At 69.5% G+C, this 23,272-nt stretch carries 16 protein-coding genes; 12 read left to right on the forward strand and 4 right to left on the reverse strand.

Annotated features, from left to right (window positions below; genetic code table 11):
• Positions 1-158: 158 nt before the first annotated feature.
• The 4 genes from ACFWBW_RS33795 to ACFWBW_RS33810 all read right to left on the reverse strand — a co-directional run bounded on the left by ACFWBW_RS33795 (position 159) and on the right by ACFWBW_RS33810 (position 6,943).
• On the reverse strand, positions 159-443 hold the full coding sequence (locus tag ACFWBW_RS33795) for a hypothetical protein (protein ID WP_385380905.1): 285 nt from the start codon (positions 441-443) through the stop codon (positions 159-161).
• A gap of 638 nt (positions 444-1,081) precedes the next feature.
• Entirely contained in the window at positions 1,082-1,948 is an 867-nt protein-coding gene (locus ACFWBW_RS33800; RefSeq protein ID WP_385380908.1) for a hypothetical protein, read from the reverse strand.
• Between the two features lie 499 nt (positions 1,949-2,447).
• Complete coding sequence (locus ACFWBW_RS33805) at positions 2,448-5,735, reverse strand: AAA family ATPase (protein ID WP_385380911.1); 3,288 nt, start codon at positions 5,733-5,735, stop codon at positions 2,448-2,450.
• A complete protein-coding gene (locus ACFWBW_RS33810; protein ID WP_385380914.1) occupies positions 5,621-6,943 on the reverse strand; it encodes an exonuclease SbcCD subunit D in 1,323 nt (440 codons plus the stop codon). Before ACFWBW_RS33810 ends, ACFWBW_RS33805 begins: the two co-directional genes overlap by 115 nt.
• 133 nt (positions 6,944-7,076) lie before the next feature.
• On the opposite strand from ACFWBW_RS33810, the gene ACFWBW_RS33815 reads away from it, so the two are divergent.
• The 12 genes from ACFWBW_RS33815 to ACFWBW_RS33870 all read left to right on the forward strand — a co-directional run bounded on the left by ACFWBW_RS33815 (position 7,077) and on the right by ACFWBW_RS33870 (position 22,867).
• Entirely contained in the window at positions 7,077-7,922 is an 846-nt protein-coding gene (locus ACFWBW_RS33815) for a hypothetical protein (RefSeq protein ID WP_385380917.1), read from the forward strand.
• A 49-nt stretch (positions 7,923-7,971) separates the two neighbouring features.
• The gene (locus ACFWBW_RS33820) at positions 7,972-9,111 is read left to right on the forward strand and encodes a hypothetical protein (protein ID WP_385380919.1); all 1,140 of its coding nucleotides are present in this window, start codon (positions 7,972-7,974) and stop codon (positions 9,109-9,111) included.
• Positions 9,108-10,616, forward strand: a complete 1,509-nt coding sequence (locus tag ACFWBW_RS33825) for a hypothetical protein (protein ID WP_385380922.1) — start codon at positions 9,108-9,110, stop codon at positions 10,614-10,616. The genes ACFWBW_RS33820 and ACFWBW_RS33825 overlap by 4 nt, the downstream gene beginning before the upstream one ends.
• Positions 10,606-11,967 (forward strand): AAA domain-containing protein, encoded by a 1,362-nt coding sequence (locus tag ACFWBW_RS33830; protein ID WP_385380925.1) that lies wholly within the window; start codon positions 10,606-10,608, stop codon positions 11,965-11,967. Before ACFWBW_RS33825 ends, ACFWBW_RS33830 begins: the two co-directional genes overlap by 11 nt.
• Positions 11,968-12,121: 154 nt before the next feature.
• Positions 12,122-13,591 (forward strand): DUF3375 domain-containing protein, encoded by a 1,470-nt coding sequence (locus ACFWBW_RS33835; protein WP_385380928.1) that lies wholly within the window; start codon positions 12,122-12,124, stop codon positions 13,589-13,591.
• Entirely contained in the window at positions 13,588-14,178 is a 591-nt protein-coding gene (locus ACFWBW_RS33840; protein WP_385380930.1) for a DUF4194 domain-containing protein, read from the forward strand. Before ACFWBW_RS33835 ends, ACFWBW_RS33840 begins: the two co-directional genes overlap by 4 nt.
• Positions 14,175-17,609 carry an ATP-binding protein gene (locus ACFWBW_RS33845; protein ID WP_385380933.1) on the forward strand — a complete coding sequence of 1,145 codons (3,435 nt, stop codon included), beginning with the start codon at positions 14,175-14,177 and terminating at the stop codon, positions 17,607-17,609. Before ACFWBW_RS33840 ends, ACFWBW_RS33845 begins: the two co-directional genes overlap by 4 nt.
• A complete protein-coding gene (locus ACFWBW_RS33850) occupies positions 17,606-18,784 on the forward strand; it encodes a Wadjet anti-phage system protein JetD domain-containing protein (protein WP_385380936.1) in 1,179 nt (392 codons plus the stop codon). The genes ACFWBW_RS33845 and ACFWBW_RS33850 overlap by 4 nt, the downstream gene beginning before the upstream one ends.
• A 424-nt stretch (positions 18,785-19,208) precedes the next feature.
• Complete coding sequence (locus tag ACFWBW_RS33855) at positions 19,209-19,409, forward strand: hypothetical protein (RefSeq protein WP_385380939.1); 201 nt, start codon at positions 19,209-19,211, stop codon at positions 19,407-19,409.
• A 136-nt stretch (positions 19,410-19,545) separates the two neighbouring features.
• Entirely contained in the window at positions 19,546-21,084 is a 1,539-nt protein-coding gene (locus tag ACFWBW_RS33860) for a Mu transposase C-terminal domain-containing protein (protein WP_385381006.1), read from the forward strand.
• Positions 21,081-21,854, forward strand: coding sequence for an AAA family ATPase (locus ACFWBW_RS33865; RefSeq protein ID WP_385380942.1), 774 nt, complete (start codon positions 21,081-21,083; stop codon positions 21,852-21,854). Before ACFWBW_RS33860 ends, ACFWBW_RS33865 begins: the two co-directional genes overlap by 4 nt.
• Positions 21,854-22,867 (forward strand): hypothetical protein, encoded by a 1,014-nt coding sequence (locus tag ACFWBW_RS33870; RefSeq protein WP_385380945.1) that lies wholly within the window; start codon positions 21,854-21,856, stop codon positions 22,865-22,867. Before ACFWBW_RS33865 ends, ACFWBW_RS33870 begins: the two co-directional genes overlap by 1 nt.
• Positions 22,868-23,272: the final 405 nt, after the last annotated feature.

The raw sequence follows: 23,272 nt of genomic DNA on the forward strand, positions 1-23,272 counted from the left end.
CTGCTGTAGTTGGTCCGAAGACTGTCTGCCCCCCCAGGACATCTCGCCCTGGCTCCTCCCTCCCTCCCCCCCCCCCCCCCCCCCCCCCCCCCCCCCCCCCCCCCGGGCCGGGACCGTGAAGTCCACGGGCAGTTCAGGACGTCCCATCCCCGCCCCCACTACCGGCCGGCCCGGAACGCGGCCACCGCCGCGCGGGAGGCCGCTGCGACCTTGCCGCGCCCGCCGGGGGTGAAAGCGAACACGACCACCACCCCGATCCCGGCGGCGCCGCCCAGAAGCTGGAAGATCTCCCGCATCGGCAGCTGCCCGTACAGCCGCATCACCACGGCCAGCACCATGACCACGCACACGACCGCCGCCTGCGCCGCCGTCATCCCGCCCACCGGACCCGGCAGGACACCCACCTCACGCCGCCCCTGCGGACGGCCCGTTCCCTGCTCCATCTTTCGTCATCTCCCTCGCGGGAGGTACGGGAGAAGAACCCCCGGCCCCCGCCGTTGTGTCGAGGGGGCGCGGCAAACCGCGCCCCCTCGTGCTGGTGACTCCAACTGGTGTGCACCGGGAGGGGATTGCAGTCGCCCAACCCGATGCGTACATGATGGCAGGGCCCACCTGACCGGCCTAAGCAAGATCGGACGGGCGGTGGTCGAGATGTGCCACATGTCCGTTCCTTGGTTCACTTCTGTCCAAGGCTGTTCCTAAGTTGAGCAACAGGCTCTGACCAGCCAAGACGCCCTGCCCCGACCCATATCCCACCCCACGGAATCCCGGTGAACGCCCCTCCACCACCCAGGATTGTCCGAGCGACGAGCCGTTGGTCCACCGCCGTCCAAACGCCGCTTGCCCCGCGGCTCAACGCCGATGCAACCTTGAGCCAGAAGACACCGCCGGGAGACCGGTGGCCCCCTCGATTGCTGGTGACTCCGCAGATCAGGGACACAGCAGCACCGCGTTGCAGCGCGAGTGCCGCACGCACAGGGCCGACCCCCGCACATCGGGGCCGGCCCTGTTCCCGTTCCCGGCCCGGCGCTGCCTGCCCGTCATCCCCATCCGTGTTCCCCTTCCTCGCAGTTCTTTCCGGTCAGGCGCCGGGCACGGTGCCCGCCTCGCGGGCAACGTGCCGCTGTACTTCCTCCGAGGACGCCACCAGGGGCCTGGCCATAGGCGCGGCGGGCTGCGGCCGCCACACGGCGCCCCGGCACAAGGTGGCCACGCCTGCCGTGCCGCCCAGGACCGACAGGACGAAGTCCGCCTGCACCAGACCCAGGTGGCCCGCCCGCCAGGCGGCCGCGAGCAGCGCGCCGGACAACAGCAGGCCCTCGACAGCGATCCGGTCTCGGCCGGACAGCGCCCACCAGGCCGCCCGTACCCGGTCCGTCCACGCCCAGATGGCCCGCCGTCCACGTTCGAGGGGAGTTCCCGCCGTCACCGTGCGCGGCCTGTCCCCTTGACGCGCGAGACGGCCTGCCGGTGGCCGGGCACCGCGGCTTCGGTCGGAGCGGCCTGGCCGGGCGCCGCCCCGCCGGGCGTGGTGGTGGAGCGGGAGCGGGCTGCGGCCGCCGAGACCCCGGGCGTCGCCACCAGAGGTGCGTCGAGGGGGGGTGGTAAGGGCCTGGTGGGTGGACAGGACCATGCGGCGGGCGAACTCGCCGGGCGCACCCACACGCCAGGAGTCATCTCCGGTGAGGCGGGCCAGGTGGTCGGCGACAGCCTTCGGGCCGTGGTCCTTGCCGATCTGCTGCATGCGGGCAGCCAGCAGCGGCCACGGGCGGGCACCCACGAGCAGGCCGCCGTCGCGCTCGCCCAGGACGTCCTTGACCGTGGAGACGATCCGGGCGTGCACGGCCGGGCGGACACCGAGCTGCTCCAGCGCCTTGTCCCGTACGCCGAGGTCGAGGTTGGCGGGGAGAGTCAGGCCTTCGGTCAGCGGTCCCGAATAGCGGCGCATCCTCGGAAACCACCACCGCCTCCGGGGCCGGAACCGGGGCCGCAGCCGCAGCCGGAGCCGCGGGTGCGGGCGCCGGGGCGGGCCCGGATGCGGGGGCCTTCGCCGCCGCGGGGGGCGGCGCCCACGGATCGCAGGCCTCCGCGGTCCGCGCGGCGGGAACCTCCCCGGGGCCCGGTGCGCCGGCTGCGGGTGCGGCGGCGACGGCCTGGTCGACGCCGACCCCGGCCGCGTGCGCGTCGGTTAGTAGTTGGGTTACGTCCACGCCCTGGCCGTGGAGGCAGTCCATGGCGGCGGCCATGTCGGGCCAGGCCGGAGAGGCGAGCAGCGCGTCGCGGACCATCCCGGCGGGCATCGTCGCCCGGAGCTGGTCCGCCCACCAGTCGGTGCCCGCTGGGTGTGGGATGAAATCGAGCGGGAGGAGGATGCTCACGGCACTCAGCATGTCCAGTGGGTGAAGCCCGGCCCTGGGGACGGCGATGGATAGTGTGCCCTGTAGTGGCTATCGCGCCTGGGAGTGCAGTCCGCTGGCGAGGTTGTCCTGGGCCATGTCATCTCGCTCAGCCGGTGTGAGCCACCGGGCGGATGAGCCGGCAGTGGTCCGCTCCACCCACAGCACATCGTCGACGGCCTCGGCGACGGCGTGCAGGTGACTGATCACCGTTACCAGGCGGTCGCCGCCAACCTGGGCCCGCAGTACCTCCAGTGCCAGGTCCAAGGCGGTGGTGTCGAGGGCGGCGAAGCCCTCGTCGAGGAAGAGCGAGCCGAGAGTCGGCCCGCTGCGGGAGTGCAGTTCGGCAAGCGCCAGGGCCAAGGCGAGGGATGCCATGAACTTCTCCCCTCCTGACAAGCGATTCGGGTGGTGGGCGACCCCGGAGCTGCGGCTGATGATGTCGAAGTCGTCTGCGAAACCGAATCGACCGTCAGACATCTGCCCGAGCAGGTCGCTGGCGACGCCGAGCAATGCGCGGGTTCGCAGCGTGGTGAGGTGGCCCAGGAACTTGGCGTCAACCAGTTCGCGGCGTAGTACCTCGAGGGCTTCATAGCGGGCTTCCCCTGCGGTGATGGCGAAGTCCAGGTCAGCGGCTGGCTTGATCAGGTCCCGTGCTTCTCGCTGTTTGCAGCGCTGGTCTTCGGCCTCTTTGGTTGCCTGCGCGGCTGCGGCAACGAGCGGGTGAAGTGATTTGGGTGTGGTCAGGTCGGCTGAGGCGTCGAAGCCGTCGACGTCGGCGAGTGCGGCTGCATGCTCGCCGAGACGGCTCTCGGCGGCGGCTGCGCGTTCTGTCGCCGCGGCGGCTCGCTCGGTGAGTTTGTCGCCGAGTGCCGAGGTCGTCGTCGAGAGGGCGGCGGCGTAGTGGCGGACCTCGGCGATCGCCGGCTGCGTGGGAGCTGCTGGCAGCGCTAGCCAGTCCGCCTCATCGAGATGTGTGCTGGCCTGGACGGCGGCCTGGGCCCACGCGTCCAGGTTGTCACGCAGTTTCTCCAGCGGGCGTTCAAGGCGGGCTCGGGTGTCGTGGTCGAGGGTGCGCTGGTCGGCGAGTACCGCGTTCTCCTCCGCTCGGGCTACTTCCCTCTGGTCGAGCAGCTCTTGGAGTTCGGTCTGCCGGGCGGTGACGGCTGTGGTGGCGGCGTCCGTCTGTGCGGTGGCGACGTCGATCGAGTCCTGCGGCAGCATCGCCCGGATGCGCGCGGGAAGCATGCCGATGTCGGCGGCGGTCCTTGCCACGGCCCGGGTGTGGCGCTCGTAAGCTGCGGATGCGTCTTTGGTATCGCGGTGGTGCACTTTCGTGCGTTCTGCCAGTGTTCTGCGGTCTGTTTCGATCCCGGCGGTGCGGCGGTGCTCTTCGTCCTTCAGCTGTTCGGCGTGTGCGGCGGCCGTGTGTTCGCAGGCGGAGATGGCGTCGGTGATCGCCGATGTGTCCTGCTCAGGAGGTGCGGCGCCGGGGGTGGCCAGGGCTGTAGTGGCTGCGGTCAGCCTTGCTGAGGCTGAGGTGGCGTCGAAGTCCGTGCCTGCTTCGGTGGCCTGGGCCGCAAGGATCCGGAAGGCTCGTGCCGCCTTCTCGGTGTTCTCCTGCGCCGCCTGCTGCGCGCTTTTGTGCTCGTGGTCGCGTTCGAGTACCGCTTCGTCGGCGATGGCCACGGCGGCGCGGGCTGCGGCGCGCAGCTCGACGACTTTGTCGTGTGCGGTCTTCGCCTGCTCTCGTTGCGTGTTCGCCTCGGTCAGCTCATGCGCGTCGGCCTGCTCGGGGTGGAAGTCGGCCGGGAGCGGCCGGCGGCATACGGGACAGTCGTCGTCGGGGTGCAGTTCGGTGGCGATCGCAGCGGCCTTCCTCCGCAGCCGGAGCGCCTCCAGGTGTGTCTCGGCCGCGGTGAGGTCTTCGCGGGCCGCGGTTGCCATGGCCTCCGCCGGGCCGAGGTCTTCGTGGGCGGAATTCTGCCGGCCCACCGCGATGGTGTGGTCACGCGCGGTGTTGGCGATGTGCCGGGCCGCCGAGACGGCCGCGTCCCACGCGATGTGGGCTGCGGTGGCGCACGTGCGGGTCTGCTTGCTGTTCTCTGCGGCGGTGCGGGCTGCCTCCGCCGTCGCTTGGGTGTGTGCGGCGCGTTCGGCCAGTTCCGTTTCGGCCGTGGCGATGGAGTCGCGTTCGTCGTCGAGTTGTGTGGTGAGGGAGGCCAGCCGGTCGCGTTCGCCGCGGTGTTCTTCGGCGTTTTCCGCGAGGGTCTTCAGGAGCATCGCGGCCTGGGCGAGGGCGTCGCGGCCTTCTCCGTGCGTCTCTGCCGCGGTGATCGCTCCGGTCAGTTCCTCTTCCCTGGCCGCAGCCTGCTCGGCACGCCGGTTGAGGGTGTCGCGCCGTGCGGCGAGGTCGGTGGCCTCGGAGTCGAGCGTGTCGAGGACGGCGGCGGCGTCGGTCGCCTTGCGTGTTGCCAGGGTCTGGGAGGCGCTGGTGGCAGCCGCCGCGGTGTCCCGGGCTTGCGAGGCTTCTTCCTGCAGTGCGCCGATGCGGGCGACGGCGGTGTCCAGTCGTTCGGCCTGGGCTGTGGCCGCGTCGGCGGCCGCACCGGCTGCTGCGGCCGTCTCCTCGGGGTTGTCCGGCATGGGGGCCCGTTTGGCCCGCGCGTCGCCCAGCAGTTGCTGGAGTGTGCGGCCGTGGCGGGCGGCCAGGTTCCGGACTGTTTCCAGTGATTCGGCGCCGAACAGTTCTCGGAGCCGTTCGCTGCGTTCCTTGGGAGCGGCGGTGAGGAGCTGGTCGAACTTGCCCTGCGGGAGCAGCCCGACGCGCAGGAAGGTGTCGTAGCTCATCTGCAGCACCGACTTGATGCGGTTGTCGACGGCCGTGGCGCCGTCGGTCTCCTCGCCGGTGTCCAGGTTCTTCAGGTGGTGGCGGCCCGCGTTCGGGTTGGTGGCGTGCATGGTGCGGAGGACACGCCAGTTCTCCCCGTCGTGTACGAAGGTGAGTTCGACGCTCATGGCCTGTGCGCCGTCGGCGATAAGCTGCCGGGGTTCCTTGGCGTCCCAGGAGCTTTTGCGGAACAGGGCGAAGGCGATGGCGTCGAGCAGGCTGCTCTTGCCGGCGCCCGTGTCGCCAAGGACCGCGACCAGCCTTTTGCCGGTGAAGTCGACGGTGGTCTGGGCGGGGTAGCTGCGGAATCCGGTGAGGGCGAGTGTCATCGGTTTCATCGCGTCGCCTCCGCGTCGATGGTGTCGGTGCTGGTGAGCAGGCTTGAGCGGTCGATGGTGTCGAGAGGCTGGCCGGCGATGGCCGCGCTCAGCAGCGTCTGCTCGCAGCATGGTGCGGGATCATCGGGGTCGGGTTCGGCCCGCAGGTGGGTGAAAGCGCTCATGGCGCGGTCCAGGGCCGGGCCGCCTGTGCCGCGGTCGGCGAGGTAGTCGTGCAGCAGGTCGTCGATGTCGGGCAGTTCGGTGGTAGAGGTCTGCCGGTCCAGCACGCGGTGCGCTGTGCCGGTGCGGCGCTCGTCGATGTCGACGAGCGTCGCCTGCGGCAGCATCTTGGCGAGGGTGGCCGGCAGGGACGGGTCGAAGACGTCGACGTTCACCACCGCTTTCACCCAGGCGTCCCCCACGCGGGCGGCGCGGTGGGCGATCTGTTCCAGGGTTCCTTCGAGGCGGACCAGGCGGCGGCCTGCGGTAAGCGGTTCGAGTTCGATGCGGGGGTTGGTGCCCGGGCCGATCTCGGCGAGTACGACGCTCTTGGTGTCGCTGGTCTCGCCGAAGTCCATCTGCAGGGGGCTGCCGGCGTAGTAGGCGGGGAATCCGGAACGGCCGACAGGCTGGGGTTTGTGGATGTGGCCGAGGGCCCCGTAGGCAACGTCGGGCAGGTCCGCGGCCGCAGCCGCGTACTCGGTGCTCAGGGAGATCCGCCGCTCCGAGTAGGACGGGAGGGCTCCCTCGATGAACAGGTGGGCGGCGTAGACGAGGACATCCCGGGGGCCTCGGTCGGCGGTCAGACGGCGGTAGACCTCGGCTTGGACGGTGCGCATGCGCTCGGCGTAGGTCGCGGTGGTCAGGGCGGGGTCAGCGAAGTCGTAGGTGAAGCGGTTGGGGTGCAGGTAGGGCAGTGCGCCGATGCGCAGGGTGAGCTCCCCGTTCCTGGTCGGGTACTCGGCGAGGAGCAGTCTGTCGGGGCGGGCTTCGGTGGCGAAGCGGACCCGGGTCTGGTCTCCTTCGCGGACGCCCATGCCATTGAGGACGTACTCCAGGAACTCCAGGACGCGAGTGGTGTCGTGGTTGCCGGCGACGACGACCACGGGCGCGATCGTGCCGAGGCGGCGCAGCGCCTCTGCCGCACGGTGGATGTCGTCCAGGCTGGGGCGGGGGTTGTCGAAGAGGTCGCCGCTGTGAACGATCAGGTCGGGGGCGTAGTCCTCGGCGATGGCGATGATCTCGTCCAGGACGGCGTCGACCTCGCTGTCACGTCGATGGCGGCCGATCTGGCGGCCCAAGTGCCAGTCGGAGGTGTGAAAAACGCGTCCCGTCACGGGTGCCTCCAGAGGAACGGCCTGCGAGGCGGCGCGGGTTGCGCCGCCGCGGCCGGAGGTTCGGTGATCCGACTGTACCTCGAGTCACAGGAATAAGTCTGGAAAACTCTGGAACTCTGGTAGCGTCTAGTACATGAGTGATCCGCTGGACGCCCTGGAGAAGAGCATCGGCACCCTGCGCCGCGCGATCCGCGACGCCGCCGCCGCCGGTGACACCGAACGGGCCGGCGAGCTGCGGATGCAGCTGCGCCGCGCCGAGCGGGCCTGGGACGCCCTCGTCGACGCCGATGAACCTGCGACTGCCCCGCCCCGCCCAGCGCCGGAAACCGCTCCGGCCGCCCAGGGATCGCAGCTCCCGGCACGCGAACACGTCCACCGCGCCCTGATGCTCCTCGGGGTCCCGGCCGCGCCCAAGCTGATCGTCGGCGTGCACGAGGCGTTCTTCCCGGGAGAGCTCTCCGCGTCCAAGCTCTCCAGCCTGCGCCGGGACGAAGAGCGTTCCTACCGCTCCAGTCCGGGAGCCCGGCCGTATTACCTGTGCCCAGCACTAGCGCACGACCTGCTGACACCAGTGCGGGCACTGATCACGATCAGCACCTGGACGCTGGAGCAGCGCGTCATCGGTCCGCTGTCCCCGCGCGTGGACTTCCTCACCGGCGGGCTCCGCATCGCCGAAGCGGTGCATACCTCCGCCGAGTCCACTGCGGACGGGCCCAGTCCGGAGGCCCTGCGGTTGCTGTGGCGCTTCGCCGTCAACATCCCCGACGCCATGCCGAGGAACGCCTCCGGTCACGGGGGCGCGCTGGATGCGCAGCAGGTGATCGGCGCCGCCCAGGCCGAGCTGGACGTGCATACCGACACCGACCGTGCCACCCGGGCGGCCGCCGCGCGGCAGGCCCGCAAGTCCCTCGGTGACGACGAGCAGTTGTTCGGCGCGCCCCTGCGGGGCATCACGCATCTGCGGTCCGCCCGTGCCTGATTTCCATCTCCCCGCATCCTTATTCTCCCCCGCAAGGATCTACGAGACCGTGAAAGAACCAGTCGACGACCGCCTCGCCGCACTGCGCGGATCCGCGAAACGCCTGGACTACAACGCCCGGTCGCTGGCGGCCCTGGAGAACAACCCGCGCTGCACGCTGCGGGCTTTGCTGGACGCCTCTGGCTCCGACAAGGCCGCAATCGCCACACACGTCGGCCACCCCCCGTCCTTCGGCCAGTCCTCCTTCGCCATCACCCGCGGCAACGCCTTCGAGGCGATGGTGAAGGACAACGGCTGCGCGGAGCTCCTGCGCGTCCTGCGCGAGACCCTGGAACTGACGCTGCCGGAGGTGGGGTACGAGGACCTGAACGACGTCGGCGGCGACGGCCGTTCCAAGGAGCGCCATGAGCGCACCGAGGAAGTCCTGCTGCGGGCCGCCCGGGGCGAGGGCGACGGTACCTTGTTCGACCACCCGATGCTGTACCTGCAGATCGGCGGGCATAAGGCGTACCTGGAACCGGACCTGGTGGCCTTCCGCATCGACGGACGCTTCCACGTCGTGGAGATCAAGAGCTTCCCGATCATCGACGAGCAGGCCTCCCCCATCCAGGTACGGGCGGCGACCACGCAGGCGTGCGCGTACATCATCGCGCTGCGCGACCTGCTCGGGCGGGCCGGCATTAGCGAGGAGGTCGTCTCCGACACGATCGTGCTGGTCGCGCCGAAGGACTTCACCAACCGCCCGACCGGGGCGTTCGTCGACGCCCGCAAGCAGGTGGCCGCCCTGACGCGTCAGCTGTCCCGCATCGAACGCATCGGGGACCTGGTGGACCTGCTGCCCGAGGACCTCACCTTCGACCTCGCCCCGGACACGGAGGATCGGCCCCGGCGCCCGGCCGAGGACCTGACCGAGGCCCTGGATCAGGTCCTCGCGACGTACCGCCCGGACTGCCTGAACCATTGCGAGATGGCGTTCTACTGCCGCGCCCGCGCCCGCGCGGAGGCCTCGCTGGATGTCCTCGGGCCGGTGGTGCGCGAGCAGTTCGGTGGCATCGACACCACGACCATGGTCATGGGGCTGGCGCGCGGAGAACTGAAGCCGAGCAAGGACCAGGTGGAGATGGCCGCGGCCCTGCGGCACGCCGCACGGCTGCGTACCGAACTGGAAGACCTCGGGGGTGTGTCATGAGCACGCTGTCGGCGCTGGCGCACGTGCAGGCGATGGAGTCGATGCAGGCGGTGCCCCTGACCGAGTTCCGGCACCGGCATCTGTCCGCCCGGCCGCTGGTAATCATCCCGCTGGCCATGGCTGGCGAGGCCGGGGCGCCCTTGGCCGCGATGGTCGGCTCGGCCAAGAGGAACGGGACCCTGCTGGTCGTGGCCCAGCCCCGCAACCGGGACCAGCGGTTCGCGTTCGCCGCCGGCCTCGGCCAGATCGTGATGGACTACATCGACTCCTTCCGCCAGGACCGCCGCGGAGAAGGCGAGCGTTCCCGGTACACCGACGCACCGCAGATCCTGGTGCCCAACCCCGGCGGCGTCAAAGCCCTGGCCGATCTGGGACGCATGTGCCGCTTCCGCGCGACGTCCGGTCTCTACGCGGTGCCGGACGTCGTACCGGAGTTCGGCATGTGGCTGACGTTCCTGGCCGACAGGGCCGAACAGGCCGGCACCTCCATGCTGCTGCCCGTCACCGGGATGCTCGCCGAGCACTGGGCGACCGGCCAGAGCACGCTCGAGGACCAGAACCTCGCCTCTCTCATGGCCTGGATCGCTCCCCCGTCGGGCTTGAGCGTCGAGCAGGCCATGGCCGATGCGGAGAACCCGGACGTGTGCCCGCCGGCGGGCCCGGCGACCTCCCCCGAGTTCGACAACCGCGACCTGGCCCCGGCGATCAGAAAGTTCGACACGGCCCGCACGCTCGACGACCCGCACGCGCTGGCCACCGCCGAGACCGAACTGCGGGAACTGATCGCGGGACAGACCCAGCCCACCTGGCGCATGGTGTGGCAGGCCATATCGCTGCTGCGCTCCGTGCCCGAGGCACCGCGGACCGCCAAGCGCTTCGAGGGTGACTGCAAGGCCTTCACGGGCTACTCAGACTACCGGGACTCCGGCGGGCTTCCGCAGCGCAAGCGGGACACCGCGATCGGTGCGGCCCGGCGGCTGGGCTGGCTGGAGCGCGCACTGGTCGAATTCGAGTCCGACATGGCGTTCGACGATCGTTTCGTGCTGGCCGACCGGCGCAGCGCCGGTGAGGCGTTCGCCGGGACGGTCGTGGAGGCCGAACCCGGCCGGACGGTCACCACGGACAAGAACAGGCGGGTGCCGCGGCCACGCGTCACCGTCCGCACCGAGGATCCCGTGCGGCTGGCCGCCGACACCAAGCTGATCAGCCCGTCCCAGCCGGCCGGCCACAAGGCCATGATCGTCTCCGTCCTCCCCGACGGCGACACCACACGGGTCACGGTGGAGATCACCGGCGGCATGGGACGCGGCCGCGTCCCGAAGCAGGGCACCGTCCCGGAGTCGGGCCAGTCCGTCGCCTACCTGCCCGACCCGGGATGGCGCCCGGCACCGCAGTTCCCGGCCTCCGACGCCGCCCCGTGGACACACAGTGCCACCGCCGAGAGCGACACCGATTCCACCGTTCCCGAGGACGCCGCAGCAGAGGAGTGGGGCAATGAGGACTGACACCAGCACGACACCCGAACGGGCCGTGCCCGACCCTGCAACGGCCGCTGCCGCTGCCACCGAGGCGATCCTCGCGAACATGGCCGACGGGCGTCATAGGGCCGTGGTCGTCGACTCCCCGCCGGGCGCCGGCAAGAGCACCCTGGTGGCTCGCGCCGCCCTGGAGCTCGCCGAAGGCGGCGAGCGCCCGATCATCGTCGCCCAGACCAACAACCAGGTCGACGACCTGGTCATGCGTCTGGCCAGGGAGCATCCAGGCATCGCCGTCGGACGGTTGAGTGCCACCGGCTACGCCCCGTCTCCGGCCCTGGGTGCCCTGACGAACACCACCGTCGGCCGCACCCTGACCGACCTGGCCGGCTGCCGGATCATCGTCGGCACCGCCGCCAAGTGGGCCACCGTCCGCGACGCCACGTTCGGCTGGGCGATCCTGGATGAGGCCTACCAGATGCGTTCGGACATGCTGTTGCAGATCGTCGAACGCTTCGAGCGGGGCCTGTTCGTCGGCGACCCCGGCCAGTTGGACCCGTTCGCGATCGTTGGCACCGAGCGCTGGATCGGATTGCCGCACGACCCCACGCAGAACGGTGTCAGCGTGATGCTGGAGCACAACCAGAACATTCCCGTGCACAGGCTGCCGGTGTCTTGGCGTCTACCGCTCTCGGCCGCACCGACCATCGCCCGGGCGTTCTACCCGTTCACCCGCTTCACCTCCGGAACCGGTGAAGACACGCGTGCCCTGGGGTTCCGCACCGCCGGGTTCGCCCGCACCGACCTGGACGAGACCCTCGTGCAGGCGTTCACCACCGGCTGGGCCCTGCACGAACTGCGCCGCCGGCACGTTCCGCGAACCGACACCGAGACCCTCCAGACCGCCGCCGACCTCGCCGGCAGGCTGCTGGACCGCGGAGCGGTCGTCACTTGCGAGCGCCACCCGGGCGGCCGGCCCTTGGAACCCGGCGACATCGCCATCGGCGTCGCCCACCGCGACCAGGCTGACCTGGTCCGGGCTGCGCTCGCCCGGACCGGCAGCCCCGGCGCACCGGGCGTGACGGTGGACACCGCGAACCGGCTGCAGGGCCGCGAGTTCGAAGTCGTCATCGTCGTGCACCCGTTGTCCGGCCGCCGGGACGCCACGGCCTTCCATCTGGAGGCCGGGCGACTGTGCGTGCTCGCCTCCCGCCACCGGCAGGCGTGCATCGTCGTCGCCCGCGAGGGCATCGCCGATCTTCTGGACAGCCACCCCTCGACCGACCCGGTGCATCTGTCCGTGCGCGCCAAGTTCCCGGACGGCTGGGAAGCCAACCAGATCATGCTGGACAAGCTTGCCCAGCACCGCGTCGCCGCCTGATCCCACACGGTGCTGCCGCCCGACGCCCGACATCTCGATTAAATTCGCACAATTGTTCTATTTTCCGGGTTTTGTCAGTGCCCGTCTTTAAGGTTTCCGTATCCGCTCCATTCCGGGCGGATACGGAAACCGCAGGTGCACGATCGGGGGTTGCATGCAATTCGATCAGGTCACGGCTCTCACCAGCCACCCGGCATGGGTGCTACTGCGCGCGGACAACGCCACCTTAGTGCTGTCCTTCTGCGGCACGGTGTTCGTCGAGGAGAACGCGCGCGGCGTGCCCGAGAGCGTGCTGGAGTCCCGGCTGGATGACCAGCTCTACCTCCTCAACGAGCGCGAGCCCGGCTCCTTTCCGCGGACCGCCGCCGGCTATCTGGCGGAGTGGACGAAGAGCGGTTGGCTGCGCAAGTACTACCCGCCCGACGAGGACGAGGCGCACTTCGATGCGACCACGGCCCTAGAGAAGGCTGTGGCCTGGGTGCGGGATTTGCCGGCACGCTCGTTCATCGGGACTGCGTCCCGCCTGAACACCGTCGTCACGCTTCTTCGGCAGATGGCCTTCGGGGCGCAGACCGACCCGCAGGCGCGCATCGACGAACTGCGCCGGGAACGTGATGCGCTCGACGCCCAGATCGCCCGGCTGCTCACCGGAGAGTTGGAGCTCCTTTCCCCGCTCGCCCTGCTGGACCGCTACCAGCAGGTGGAGAGCATCGCGGTCGAACTCCTGCGGGACTTCCGTGAGGTGGAGGCGAATCTGCGGGAACTGGACCGGCGGCTGCGTCGGCAAGTGGCGACCGCGGAAGGCGGAAAGGGCGAGCAGTTGGCCGCCTTCCTGCTGGAGCGCGACGAGATCGCCCAGTCCGACCAGGGGCAGAGCTTCCAGGCGTTCTTCGATTACCTCCTCTCCCCACGCCGCCAGCAGGAGTTGCGGGAACTGCTGCAGCAGGTCACCCAGTTGCCGCAGTTGGAGGGCAGAACTGACCGGACCCTGCTGAAGGTTCCGTTCGCCTGGCTGGAGGCGGCGGAGAACACCCAGGACACCGTCCGGCAGCTGACCGAACAGCTGCGCCGGTTCCTGGCCGACCGAAGCCGGGCGGAGGACCAGCGTGTGCTGGCGCTGGTGCGCTCCGTCCAGCGCCACGTCACTGCCCTGGGCAACATGGCGGATCTGCCCGGCATGGAGCTGGAGATGCCCCAGGCGGCCATCGCGCTGCCGATGGAGCGCCGGCTGTACATGCCGGTCGAACGCGTCGAGTTGGACACCACCACGCAAGGGCCTTCCGACGACACCGAGGCGGATCTCACGGAGCTGTTCGCCGGCATCCACGTGGACACCGAGTTGCTGGTCGGCCACGTCCTGGACGCGGTCGCCGCGAGCCCGCACGGCCAGGCGCCCCTGGCCACTGTCGTCGAGGACCATCCGCTGACCCTGGGGCTCGCGGAACTGCTCGGCTACTTCCGCATCCAGCATCCCGATCTGGATGTGAGCGTGGACCCAGGGCATACCGATGTCCTGGTCTACCCGCGTGTGGGGGCACCGGGCCACGCCCGGGCCGAGGTGCCGCATGTGATGTTCGTACGCAACGAGGGCGGCACGGCCGCCGGAAAGGCCGACCCTCGATGAGCGATGCCCTCACCGCCCCCGTGGTCCACCTGCTGAAGGCGGGCGTGCTCTACCAGGGCGACACTCCGCTGGTGTGGGAGCAGATCCTCGCCCAGCAGGCGGCGATCGGCGACTACCTCGGCGTGATCGGCCTCGATGTCGTCGTCGACCGCGCCGAGGGCTACGCCTACGTGCGACAGCAGGACAGTGAGGCCCGGGACGACGGGACCACCGTGCCGAGGCTGGTCACCCGCCACCGGCTTTCCTTCCCCGTCAGCCTGATGCTCGTCCTGCTGCGCGGGCGGCTGGCGGACAGCGACGCCGGCTCCGTCGATCCGCGCCTGGTGCTGACCCGTGAGGACCTGGTCGAGATGGTCCGCGGCTTCCTGCCCCCACGCGGCAACGAAGCCCAGCTCGTCGACCAGATCGACGCCCACATAAGGAAGCTCGTCGACCTCAAGGTGCTGCGCCCGACGAAGCAGACCGCAACCTACGAGGTACGGCGGCACCTCAAAGCCCTGGTCGACGCCCAGGTTTTGAGCGATTTCAGCGACCTCCTCGCCACCTACCGCAGCGCTGTCTCCACCACGGTTAAGGACGACGCATGACTCTCACCACCGGCCCGGCGGCGCTCATCCCCCGCCAGACGGCGCCCGGCCCGGCACACACCTACGACGTCGGCCCCGGATTCCGGCTCGCCCGCCTGGAGGTGCTGAACTGGGGCACCTTCCACCGCACCACCCGCACGTTTGCCGTCGACGGGCACAGCGCGCTGCTCACCGGCGGTGTGGGCTCGGGCAAGTCCACCCTGGTGGACGCGATCACGACACTGCTCCTGCCCGCCCACAAGATCGACTACAACAAGGCGGCGGGTGCCGACGCCAAGGAACGCGACCTGCGCTCCTACGTCCTGGGCCACTATCGGAACGAACGTGTCGAAGCAACGGGCAGTACGCGCCCGGTGGGGCTGCGCGGCTACGCCTCCTACAGCGTGATCCTGGGCGTCTTCACCAACTACGCCCTCGGTACCCACCTCACACTCGCGCAGGTCTTCTACTGGGCCTCTCCTACCAGTACCGGGCAGCCGGAGCGGTTCTATCTGACCGCCGAGCACCCGCTGTCCATCGACACCGACTTCACCGACTTCGGCACCGACATCACCGACCTGCGTCGGCAGCTGAAACAGCGCGGTGCCACCCTCCACGGCAGCGCGTACACGCAGTACGGCAAGGCGCTGCGCCGCGGCCTGGGCATCCCCGGCGAGCAGGCTCTGGAGCTGTTCCATCAGACGGTGTCGATGAAGGCCGTGGGCAGCCTGGACGAATTCGTCCGCGAGCGGATGCTGGAGCCGTTCGACGCGCAGGCAGCCGTCGACAAGATCGTCGCTCACTTCGACGCACTCACCGCCAGCCACAGCGAAGTGGTGCGGGCCCGCCAGATGATCGAAGGCCTGACGCCGATCGTCGAGGCGTGCACCCGGTACGACACCCTCCAGGAAGACCTCACCATCCTGGAAAGGCGCCGCGGCGCCGTCCCCGCGTTCTTCGCTGGCCATCGCCAGCGCCTCCTCGCCGCACGCCACACGGCCCTGCGTGGCCGCACGATGGAACTGGAGGAACTGCAGTCCACCCGCGCGCGGCAGCTGGAGCAGCTGCGCGGTGCGGCCGACGGTCTGCAGCGCCGCATCGACGGCGCCGGCGGGGAGAAGCTCGTCCTGCTGACCGGCCGGATCGATGAGTTGGGCCGCGAACGCAAGCGGCGCCGCGACCGTGCCACCGAGTACAACGACTGGCTCGCGCAAGCAGACATGGACCCGGTCACCGACTCCGCCTCCTTCCGCGAGCGCACGGAGCAGATCGCCGCCGCCCGCACCCGGGCCGGGGAACAGGAACGGCAGGACCGCGAGGAACTTGACGGCCTCGCCGTCGCGCGCCGCGACAACAACGCCGCGACCGACGAGATGCGACGCGAGATCACCAGCCTGCAGCAGCAGCGCTCCAGCATTCCCGCCCATCTGCTGGACCTGCGCCGCGAACTCGCCTCCGCCACCGGCGTCGGCATCGACATCCTGCCGTTCGCCGGCGAGCTGATCCAGGTCCGCGACGACGAGGCCGCCTGGGCCGGCGCTGCCGAACGCGTCCTGCGCGGATTCGCCCTGTCCCTGCTGGTCCCGCGCACTCACTACGATGCGGTCTCGTCCTGGGTCAACGGCCGTCACCTGGGAATCAGGATCGTCTACTACGAGATTCCCGCCCACACTCCGCGCACCATGCTGCCCGACGACCGCACTCTGCTGACCGGCAAACTCGACCTCAAGTCCGACAGCTGGGCACGCGACTGGCTCGCCGCACGGCTACGCTCGCGCGCCGATTACCTGTGCGCCGAAGACCTGGACACCTTCACCCGCGCCACCCGGCCCGCCGTCACCCGGCAAGGCCTGGTCAAGGCCGGCGGGGGCCGCCACGAGAAGAATGACACCCACCGCATCGACGACCGGCGCAACTGGGTGCTGGGCTGGAGTAACCAGACCAAGCTCGACGCCCTCCTCGCCGACGCCGACCGCCTCACCCGCGAGAGCGCCGCCCTCACCGCCGCCACCCGCGAACTCGAGACGCGGCAAAAGGCCCGCGCCAAAACCAACGGCGCCCTCACCCTCCTGACCAGCGTCACCGCCTACGCGGAAGTCGACTGGCCGGCCGCCGTTGCCGACATCGAACAGCTCGAGCGGCAAAAGCGCACCCTGGAGGCCGAAGCAGGCCTGGACACGCTCACCTCGCAGCTCCAGCAAACGAGGAACGACATCAAGCAGAGCGAGGAGGCCTTCGGCCAGGGCCAGGAAGAACTGGGCGCGCTGCGCCACGACACCGAGGGCACCACCACGCTGCTGGAGAAGACCACGAGCCTGCTGGCGAAGTGCGACCTCGACGCCATGGCGGAGCACGAAAGCGCCATGGGCAGGTTCCTGCCCATGGCCGGCAGCGACGACAGCCGCCTGGAGGACCTGGACACCGCCGAGCGCGACGCCGAAGCACAACTGCAGCGCACGATCGGCAGACGCAACGACACCCTGCGCCAGGCGAGCAACCAGGCAATCGGGCTGATGACCGCCTTCCGTGGTAGATACCCGGCCCACACCACCGAACTGGACAACTCCATGGAGTCGGCCGTCGGCTACAGATCCCTGCACCGTCATCTCACCGACGAGGACCTGCCCCGCTTCGAGCAGCAGTTTCTCCTCTACCTGCGTACCAATGTCATCCGGGACATCGCCTCCTTCCAGGGCCGACTCACCGCCCAGGAGCAGCAGATCCGCGAACGCATCGACGTGATCAACGACTCGCTGGCCGGCATCGACTACAACCCGGGCCGCTACATCCAGCTGAACGCCGCCCCCACGCTGAACAGAGAGATCCGCGAGTTCCAGCACGACCTGCGAGCCTGCAGCAGCGAAGCGCTCTCCAACGACACCGGCGACACCTACACCGAGGAGAAGTTCCTCCAGGTCAAAGCGCTCCTCGATCGGTTCAAGGGCCGTGCCGACCACACCCGAGTCGACGCCGGGTGGACCGCCCGGGTCTCCGACGTGCGGCGCTGGTTCGTCTTCTCCGCCAGCGAGCTCGACCGCGGCACCGACAACGAGCACGAGGTCCACCCCGATTCCGGCGGAAAGTCAGGCGGCCAGAAGGAAAAGCTCGCCTACACCGTCCTCGCGGCCTCCCTCGCCTACCAGTTCCGCATCGACCCCACCACCGCCAAGGCCAAGACCTTCCACTTCGTCACCATCGATGAGGCCTTCGGACGCGGAGACGACTCCTCCGCCCACTTCGCCCTCGACCTGTTCCAGCGTCTGGGCCTGCAGCTCCTTGTCATCACCCCGCTCCAGAAGCTGCACGTCATCGAACCCCACGTCACCCGCGTCGGCTACGTCGACAAGCCCGACGAGACCCACTCCCGCCTGCTCAACCTCACCATCGAGGAGTTCCGCGCCCACAAACAAGCGGCCCGGCAGGCCCACCAGCCGCCCGCGGAGCAGTCATGACACCGGCCGCGTGGAGCCGCCCCGAGGACGTTGTCGAGACCCTGCGTCGCAAGTGGACCAGCGGCCGCTACCTCGCCGCCGCCGCAGGCGGACACCCCTTCGAACCCATCGCAGTGCCGCTCAAGGGCCCGACCGCGGCCGACACCCTGCACCACTACGAGCAGGCACTCGCCTGGGCGCAGTCCTGGGCCCCCAGCCTTCACCCCCAACTGCGCCTCCAGACCAGATCCATCGGCGGCCGCAACGGCCTTCCCTCCCACACCGTGCCAGCCCGGGCCTGGGTCGACACCCGCCTCGCCCTATGGGCACTGCTGGGCGTCACCGACCTGGTCGACCGCTTCCACACCCTCTACGAGCACACCGCACTCCATTACCCCGGCCTCGCCCGGTGGATGACCGACCACCCCATGAAGGTCCTCCTGCACACCGCGGCCTGGCACAAGCTCGTGCGCACCGTCCGCTGGATCCGCGACCACAGGGCCCAACAGGTCTACCTACGCGAGATCGACGTCCCCGGCGTGGACACCAAGTTCATCGAGACCCACAAGGCGATCCTCGCCGAGCTCCTCGACCACGCCCTCCCCGAGAACCGCATAGACGCTGGCGCCCCGAAGAATGATCTCGCCGCCCGCTACGGCTTCCGCACCAAGCCCATCTACATCCGCCTGCGCTACCTCGGCGCCTCTCCCCTGCCCTTCAGCGAACTCACCGTCCGCGCCCAGGAACTGGCCGACTGGCCCCCGGGGGTACGCACCGTCTTCGTCCTCGAGAACGAGATCACCTATCTCTCGCTGCCGCCGGTCCCCGACGCCATCGCCATCCTCGGCTCCGGATACGCCGCTGCCCTGCTGCGTCACCTGCCCTGGCTCGACGACGTCGACCTCTGCTACTGGGGCGACATCGACACCCATGGCTTCGCCATCCTCGACCAAGTCCGAGGACGCTTCCCGCACACCACGTCACTACTCATGGACCGCGCCACCCTTCTCGCACACAAGTCCCACTGGAGCCAAGAGAAGACGCAAGCACGCGACGGCCTAACTAACCTCACACCCGAGGAGGCCCACCTCTACCAGGACCTGCGGACCGGCACCTACCGGCCGCACCTACGCCTGGAGCAAGAGCGCATAGCCATCACCACCGTGCGAGAGGCTCTGACGCGGCACCGGGGGTGATGCCCGGGGGCTGTGGACACCGGACGGCCGCGGGCCAAGACCGTGGTCGAGGGCGAGGCCACTCCCGCGTCCGTCGGGCCCGGGCGGTCCGCGGTTCTCGGACGATGGCTCCAGCAACAGCAGAAGCTGAGTATCTGGGCCGGGCTCCTACCCGCCCAGCAGGAGCGCCTCACCCGGCTGGGCATGCCCCCCGCAGAGGCACCGTCGCCCGCTCCGGCGGCCGCGCATACGGAGAAAGGCCCCTCGAAGGCACAGCAGGCATTCCAGCGGGGCCTCGCCGCGCTCGCGCAGTGGATCGAGCGGGACGGCTAGCGGCCCGTACCCCGCGGCCACGCTGAGGAGACCACGGTCGAGAGAAACACCACAGGTCAGACGGCTGGCCCATTCCAAGCGTGCGCGGATTCAATGGTCCCCGACACCTGTCGTGGGCAGTGAAACCCGTGTGGATCGCGAGCCAGAAGGCCAGCTCGAACAGGCGCAGCTCGCCGAGCTCGGCATGGACTTAGGCATTGGCGCCGCGGCCGGTCGAGCGCTGATCCAGGCCTTCGGACCGAGAAACCGCTACATCGATGACTGGGTGTCACACCATATGAGGAAAGGCATTATTCCAGGACGAACACCATGATCGTTGCAGTATTTGCATATATGGGGTGCCGGGGTCCCTTATATGGGATGACGGAGTGGTGCGTGACGAAGAAGCGGAGGAGGTCCGCGAGGCAGGGGGCGGTGTGTTCCCGTCGGCCTTGCGGCGAGCCGCGGCGGTGCCGCGGTTGTTGGAGTTGGACGGGCGGGGTGAGCTGACGGCCGAACACGTGCGTTTGGTGGCGGTGTCGGTGGGGCGCAGTGAGCGGACGGTGTGGCGGTGGCTGTCGGCGGCCCGCAGTGAGGGCCGGGCGGGGCGCAAAGCGGTGGCGCGGTTCGTGGTGACGGCGGAGGTCCGGCGTCTGTTGGCCTTCTACGGCGGGAACGCTTCGCGTCTGCACGAGGAGTTGGCGCGGCGGGCTGCGGAGGGGCAGGGTCCCGGGTCGGTTCCGTCTTTGTCGACGCTGCACCGTGCGCTACGGCGGGATCTGACCCGTGGGGAACGTGCCGGGCTCCGGTCGGGCGAAGTGGCCAGGCGCGCCCACGACGTGTTCGGCAAGCGGCCGCCGTCCCATCGCAACGCGGCATGGGAGGGCGATCACAAGCACCTGGCCGTCGAGGTGGACCTGGAAGGAGAACTGGTCACTCCGTGGGTGACCTGGTTCATCGACTGCGCGCACAACGTGATCACCGGGGCTTCCGTTACCGCGCACGCTCCCAGCAGGGACGGTGTACTCGCGGCGCTACGTGTTGCTCTGGTCCGTGACGAGGCGGTGTTCGGCCCGGTCGGCGGACTGCCGGGGCAGGTACGGATCGACCGGGGCAAGGAGTTCCTGTGTGAGGCGGTGACCGGTGCGCTGGGGACGTTCGCGGTGCCGGTGGTGGATCTTCCGGCCTGGACGCCGTATCTGAAGGGCAGCATCGAGGCGCTCAATGACTCCGTCGAGAAAATGTTCCTGGTCACCCTTCCCCGCTACCGGCACCGTCAGCGCCTGCCGGGTGGCCGGCTGGCAGACCCGGACGCCCCGGCGTTGCCGTTCGACGCGTTCATCACCAAGCTGCTCGAGTGGGTGCACTGGTGGAACACCTCCCACCTCTCCCCCGCCCTGGGAGGCCGCACTCCCTTGCAGTCATGGCAGGCCGACCCCACCCCGATCACCGACGTACCCAGGGAAGCGCTGATCGGCTTCGGGCTGGAAGGCGACGGCCGCATCCGGATGATCTCGACCAGTGGCGTTCGGTTTCGGCGCCGCGACTACATCGCCGACTGGATGGTCGGGTGCGCAGGCGACCCGGTCACCGTGCGCCGGCTGCCGCACCACGACGAAGAGATCGAGGTGTTCGACCCGACCAGCGGACGCCACCTGGGCAGGGCCTTCCTCGCCGATACCGCCGGCGTCGAGCAGTTCGCAGCCGTGCAGTCCGCCCGCAGCAGTGCGGCCCGCCGCCTGCGGGCCGACCTCAAGGCCGCCGAGAAGCTACGCCGTAAGCGGTTCGAGGCCGTCACCACCGCCAAGGTCCCCAAACAGCTGAACACGCTCACCGCCGAGGAAGCCGACGCGGAACTACGGGCCGCAGATCAGCGCGGACTGCGCGAACTGGCCCGCCCCGACTACATCCCCCACGCCCCGGTACCTGCCACCTGGGCCCGCCCCGTTCCCCCGCCCCCGAGGAAGGCCGCAACAGCCAACGATCACAAGGAGACAGACCCGCCATGATCGACCTCGACTACGGTGTGCTGCCACCCGAGACCGCCGACCATTTCCTGGCCCTGCCAGATGCGCAACTCGTCGGCACCGAAGCCCTCCTGACCACCCGGGACAACATCGAGACCGTCATCGAGGCCAAAGCCATGATGTGCGTCTACGGGCCGGCCGGGTCCGGGAAGACCATGTCCGTCAACTCCGCTCTGCGGCTCCTGGCCCCCGATCGCACCCACCGCCTGGAACTGCGTGCCGGCCCCACTCCCCGCGACATCCGCCACGGCCTGTTCAACGCACTCGGCCTGCCGGGCGAGCCTCCCATCCGGCCCATCGAGTTCGACAACCTCCTCAAAGACGCCCTCTCCGAGGAGTTCCGGATCCTGGTCTGCGACGAGGCACAGTGGATGAAGAAGACCTCGTTCGAGTACTGGCGACACCTGTGGGACGACAAACGCACCGACATCGCGGTGATCTTCGCCGGCGGTGACGGCTGCTACAAAGTCCTGCGGCGCGAACCGATGCTCGCCTCCCGCATCCACGTGTGGCAGGAGTTCACCCGCCTCTCCCGCGCCGAGGTCCTCCAGACCATCCCCGTCTTCCACCCCGTCTGGACGACCACCACACCCGCACTGATCGAAACCATCGACAAGCAAGCCGCCCACGGCAGCTTCCGCAACTGGGCCTGCATCACCGCCCACGTCATCAACGGAATGCGGAAGAAAAACCTCACCGAGGTCGACGAACCCCTCATCCACTGGGTCTACAGCAAAATCGGCGGCATGTAGTGCCTGGCACCGGCCCCACGGCCACCCCCGTACCGGCTCCGGCACCGCCCGTCACCATCCTCATCGACACCGACGACCACCCGGCTACCACCGCCCAGGCACTGGCCTCACACCATCCAGCGGCCGGACGGATCACCATCGACCCGACCCCCGCCACCACAGCACCCGCCGCCCTGGCCCAAGACGTCCTCCACGCACTGGGCAAAACCTGCTTCGGCACACCTGCCGGCCACGGGGCCTGGGCCGACTCCCAGGCCCCGGCCTGGACAGCGGTGAGGGCCTGGATCACGGCCATGCACATCACCGATGTGACCGTCACCCGCGCCCACCGGCTCACCGAACCCCGCCTGCACCAACTCCTTCATCTGCGAGAACGCACCGGCATCCACCTCACGCTGCTCTGGCACACCGGCCCCAGCCGCACCCTTACTCTGCTCCTGGCCGGCACCGCGCACCACACCGCCGACACCCTCGACGTCTCGACCAACCCCACTGGCACAGCCCCCGGACCCGCAGGTCGCCGGTCACCGCGAACATCCGTCCCCTGGCTCGATCCGCCACCACCCCTGCCCGGTCTGCCCGTCTCCCGTACCCGACGTGCGCTGTGCGACGGCATCGAAGCACTCCCCCACCCAGACGGGCCCTCACCACTGCAGAGCGACGGCGCCGGCGAACTCGCCGACCGTCTGCACACCGTGGCCCATCCCCTGAACGCGGCAGCCCTGACCATCAGCCTCCTGACCGCAACCGGCCCCGATCGCCTCGCCATGCTCCGCGGCACCGACGTCCACCCCCACGGCACCCACGTCAAGCTTCACGACCCCCACACCCACCGACACTGCCGCGTCCACGCCCTGCCCACCTGGGCCCACACCCTCATCACCGCAGCACACCATCACCACCTCGACACCGGCCGCCCACCAACCAGCGCCCTCCACCCCCTCATCACCGCCCGCAACGCCGCCACCCTCACCGAACACGCCAACGCCATCCGCACCCGCCTACCCCGCTGAAACCCCCACACCTCCGGAGTACGCGGAGGAAGCCGGCGCACTCCAGGGGCCGCCAGCCCGCGCCCCGACGGCAGAGCAGCAATCCATACGCCCCCGGGGCCCCAGGGTTTAGGCCACCCTTCGAAGACCCAACATCTCGGCCACGGGCCCACACAGACCCCGAAAGCTCAGTACCAATCTCCACCAAACTGACCAGGCAAAACGCCAAAAACGTCACCGCGAAATCGGCACCAACTGTCAGTACCAAAACCCAGCCCACACACCCGCCGACCAGCGGCAATCCCCCGCAGAACCACTGACACATCAACGCCGAAAAATCACTGACAAATCAATGCACATCATCAGCCAGCACCGACCCGGTGACGGATCGCGGAGGGGCCGTCCACCCTCAAAGAAGGCCGGCCG

It is taken from the genome of Streptomyces sp. NPDC059957, assembly GCF_042730015.1.
Lineage (GTDB): Bacteria > Actinomycetota > Actinomycetes > Streptomycetales > Streptomycetaceae > Streptomyces.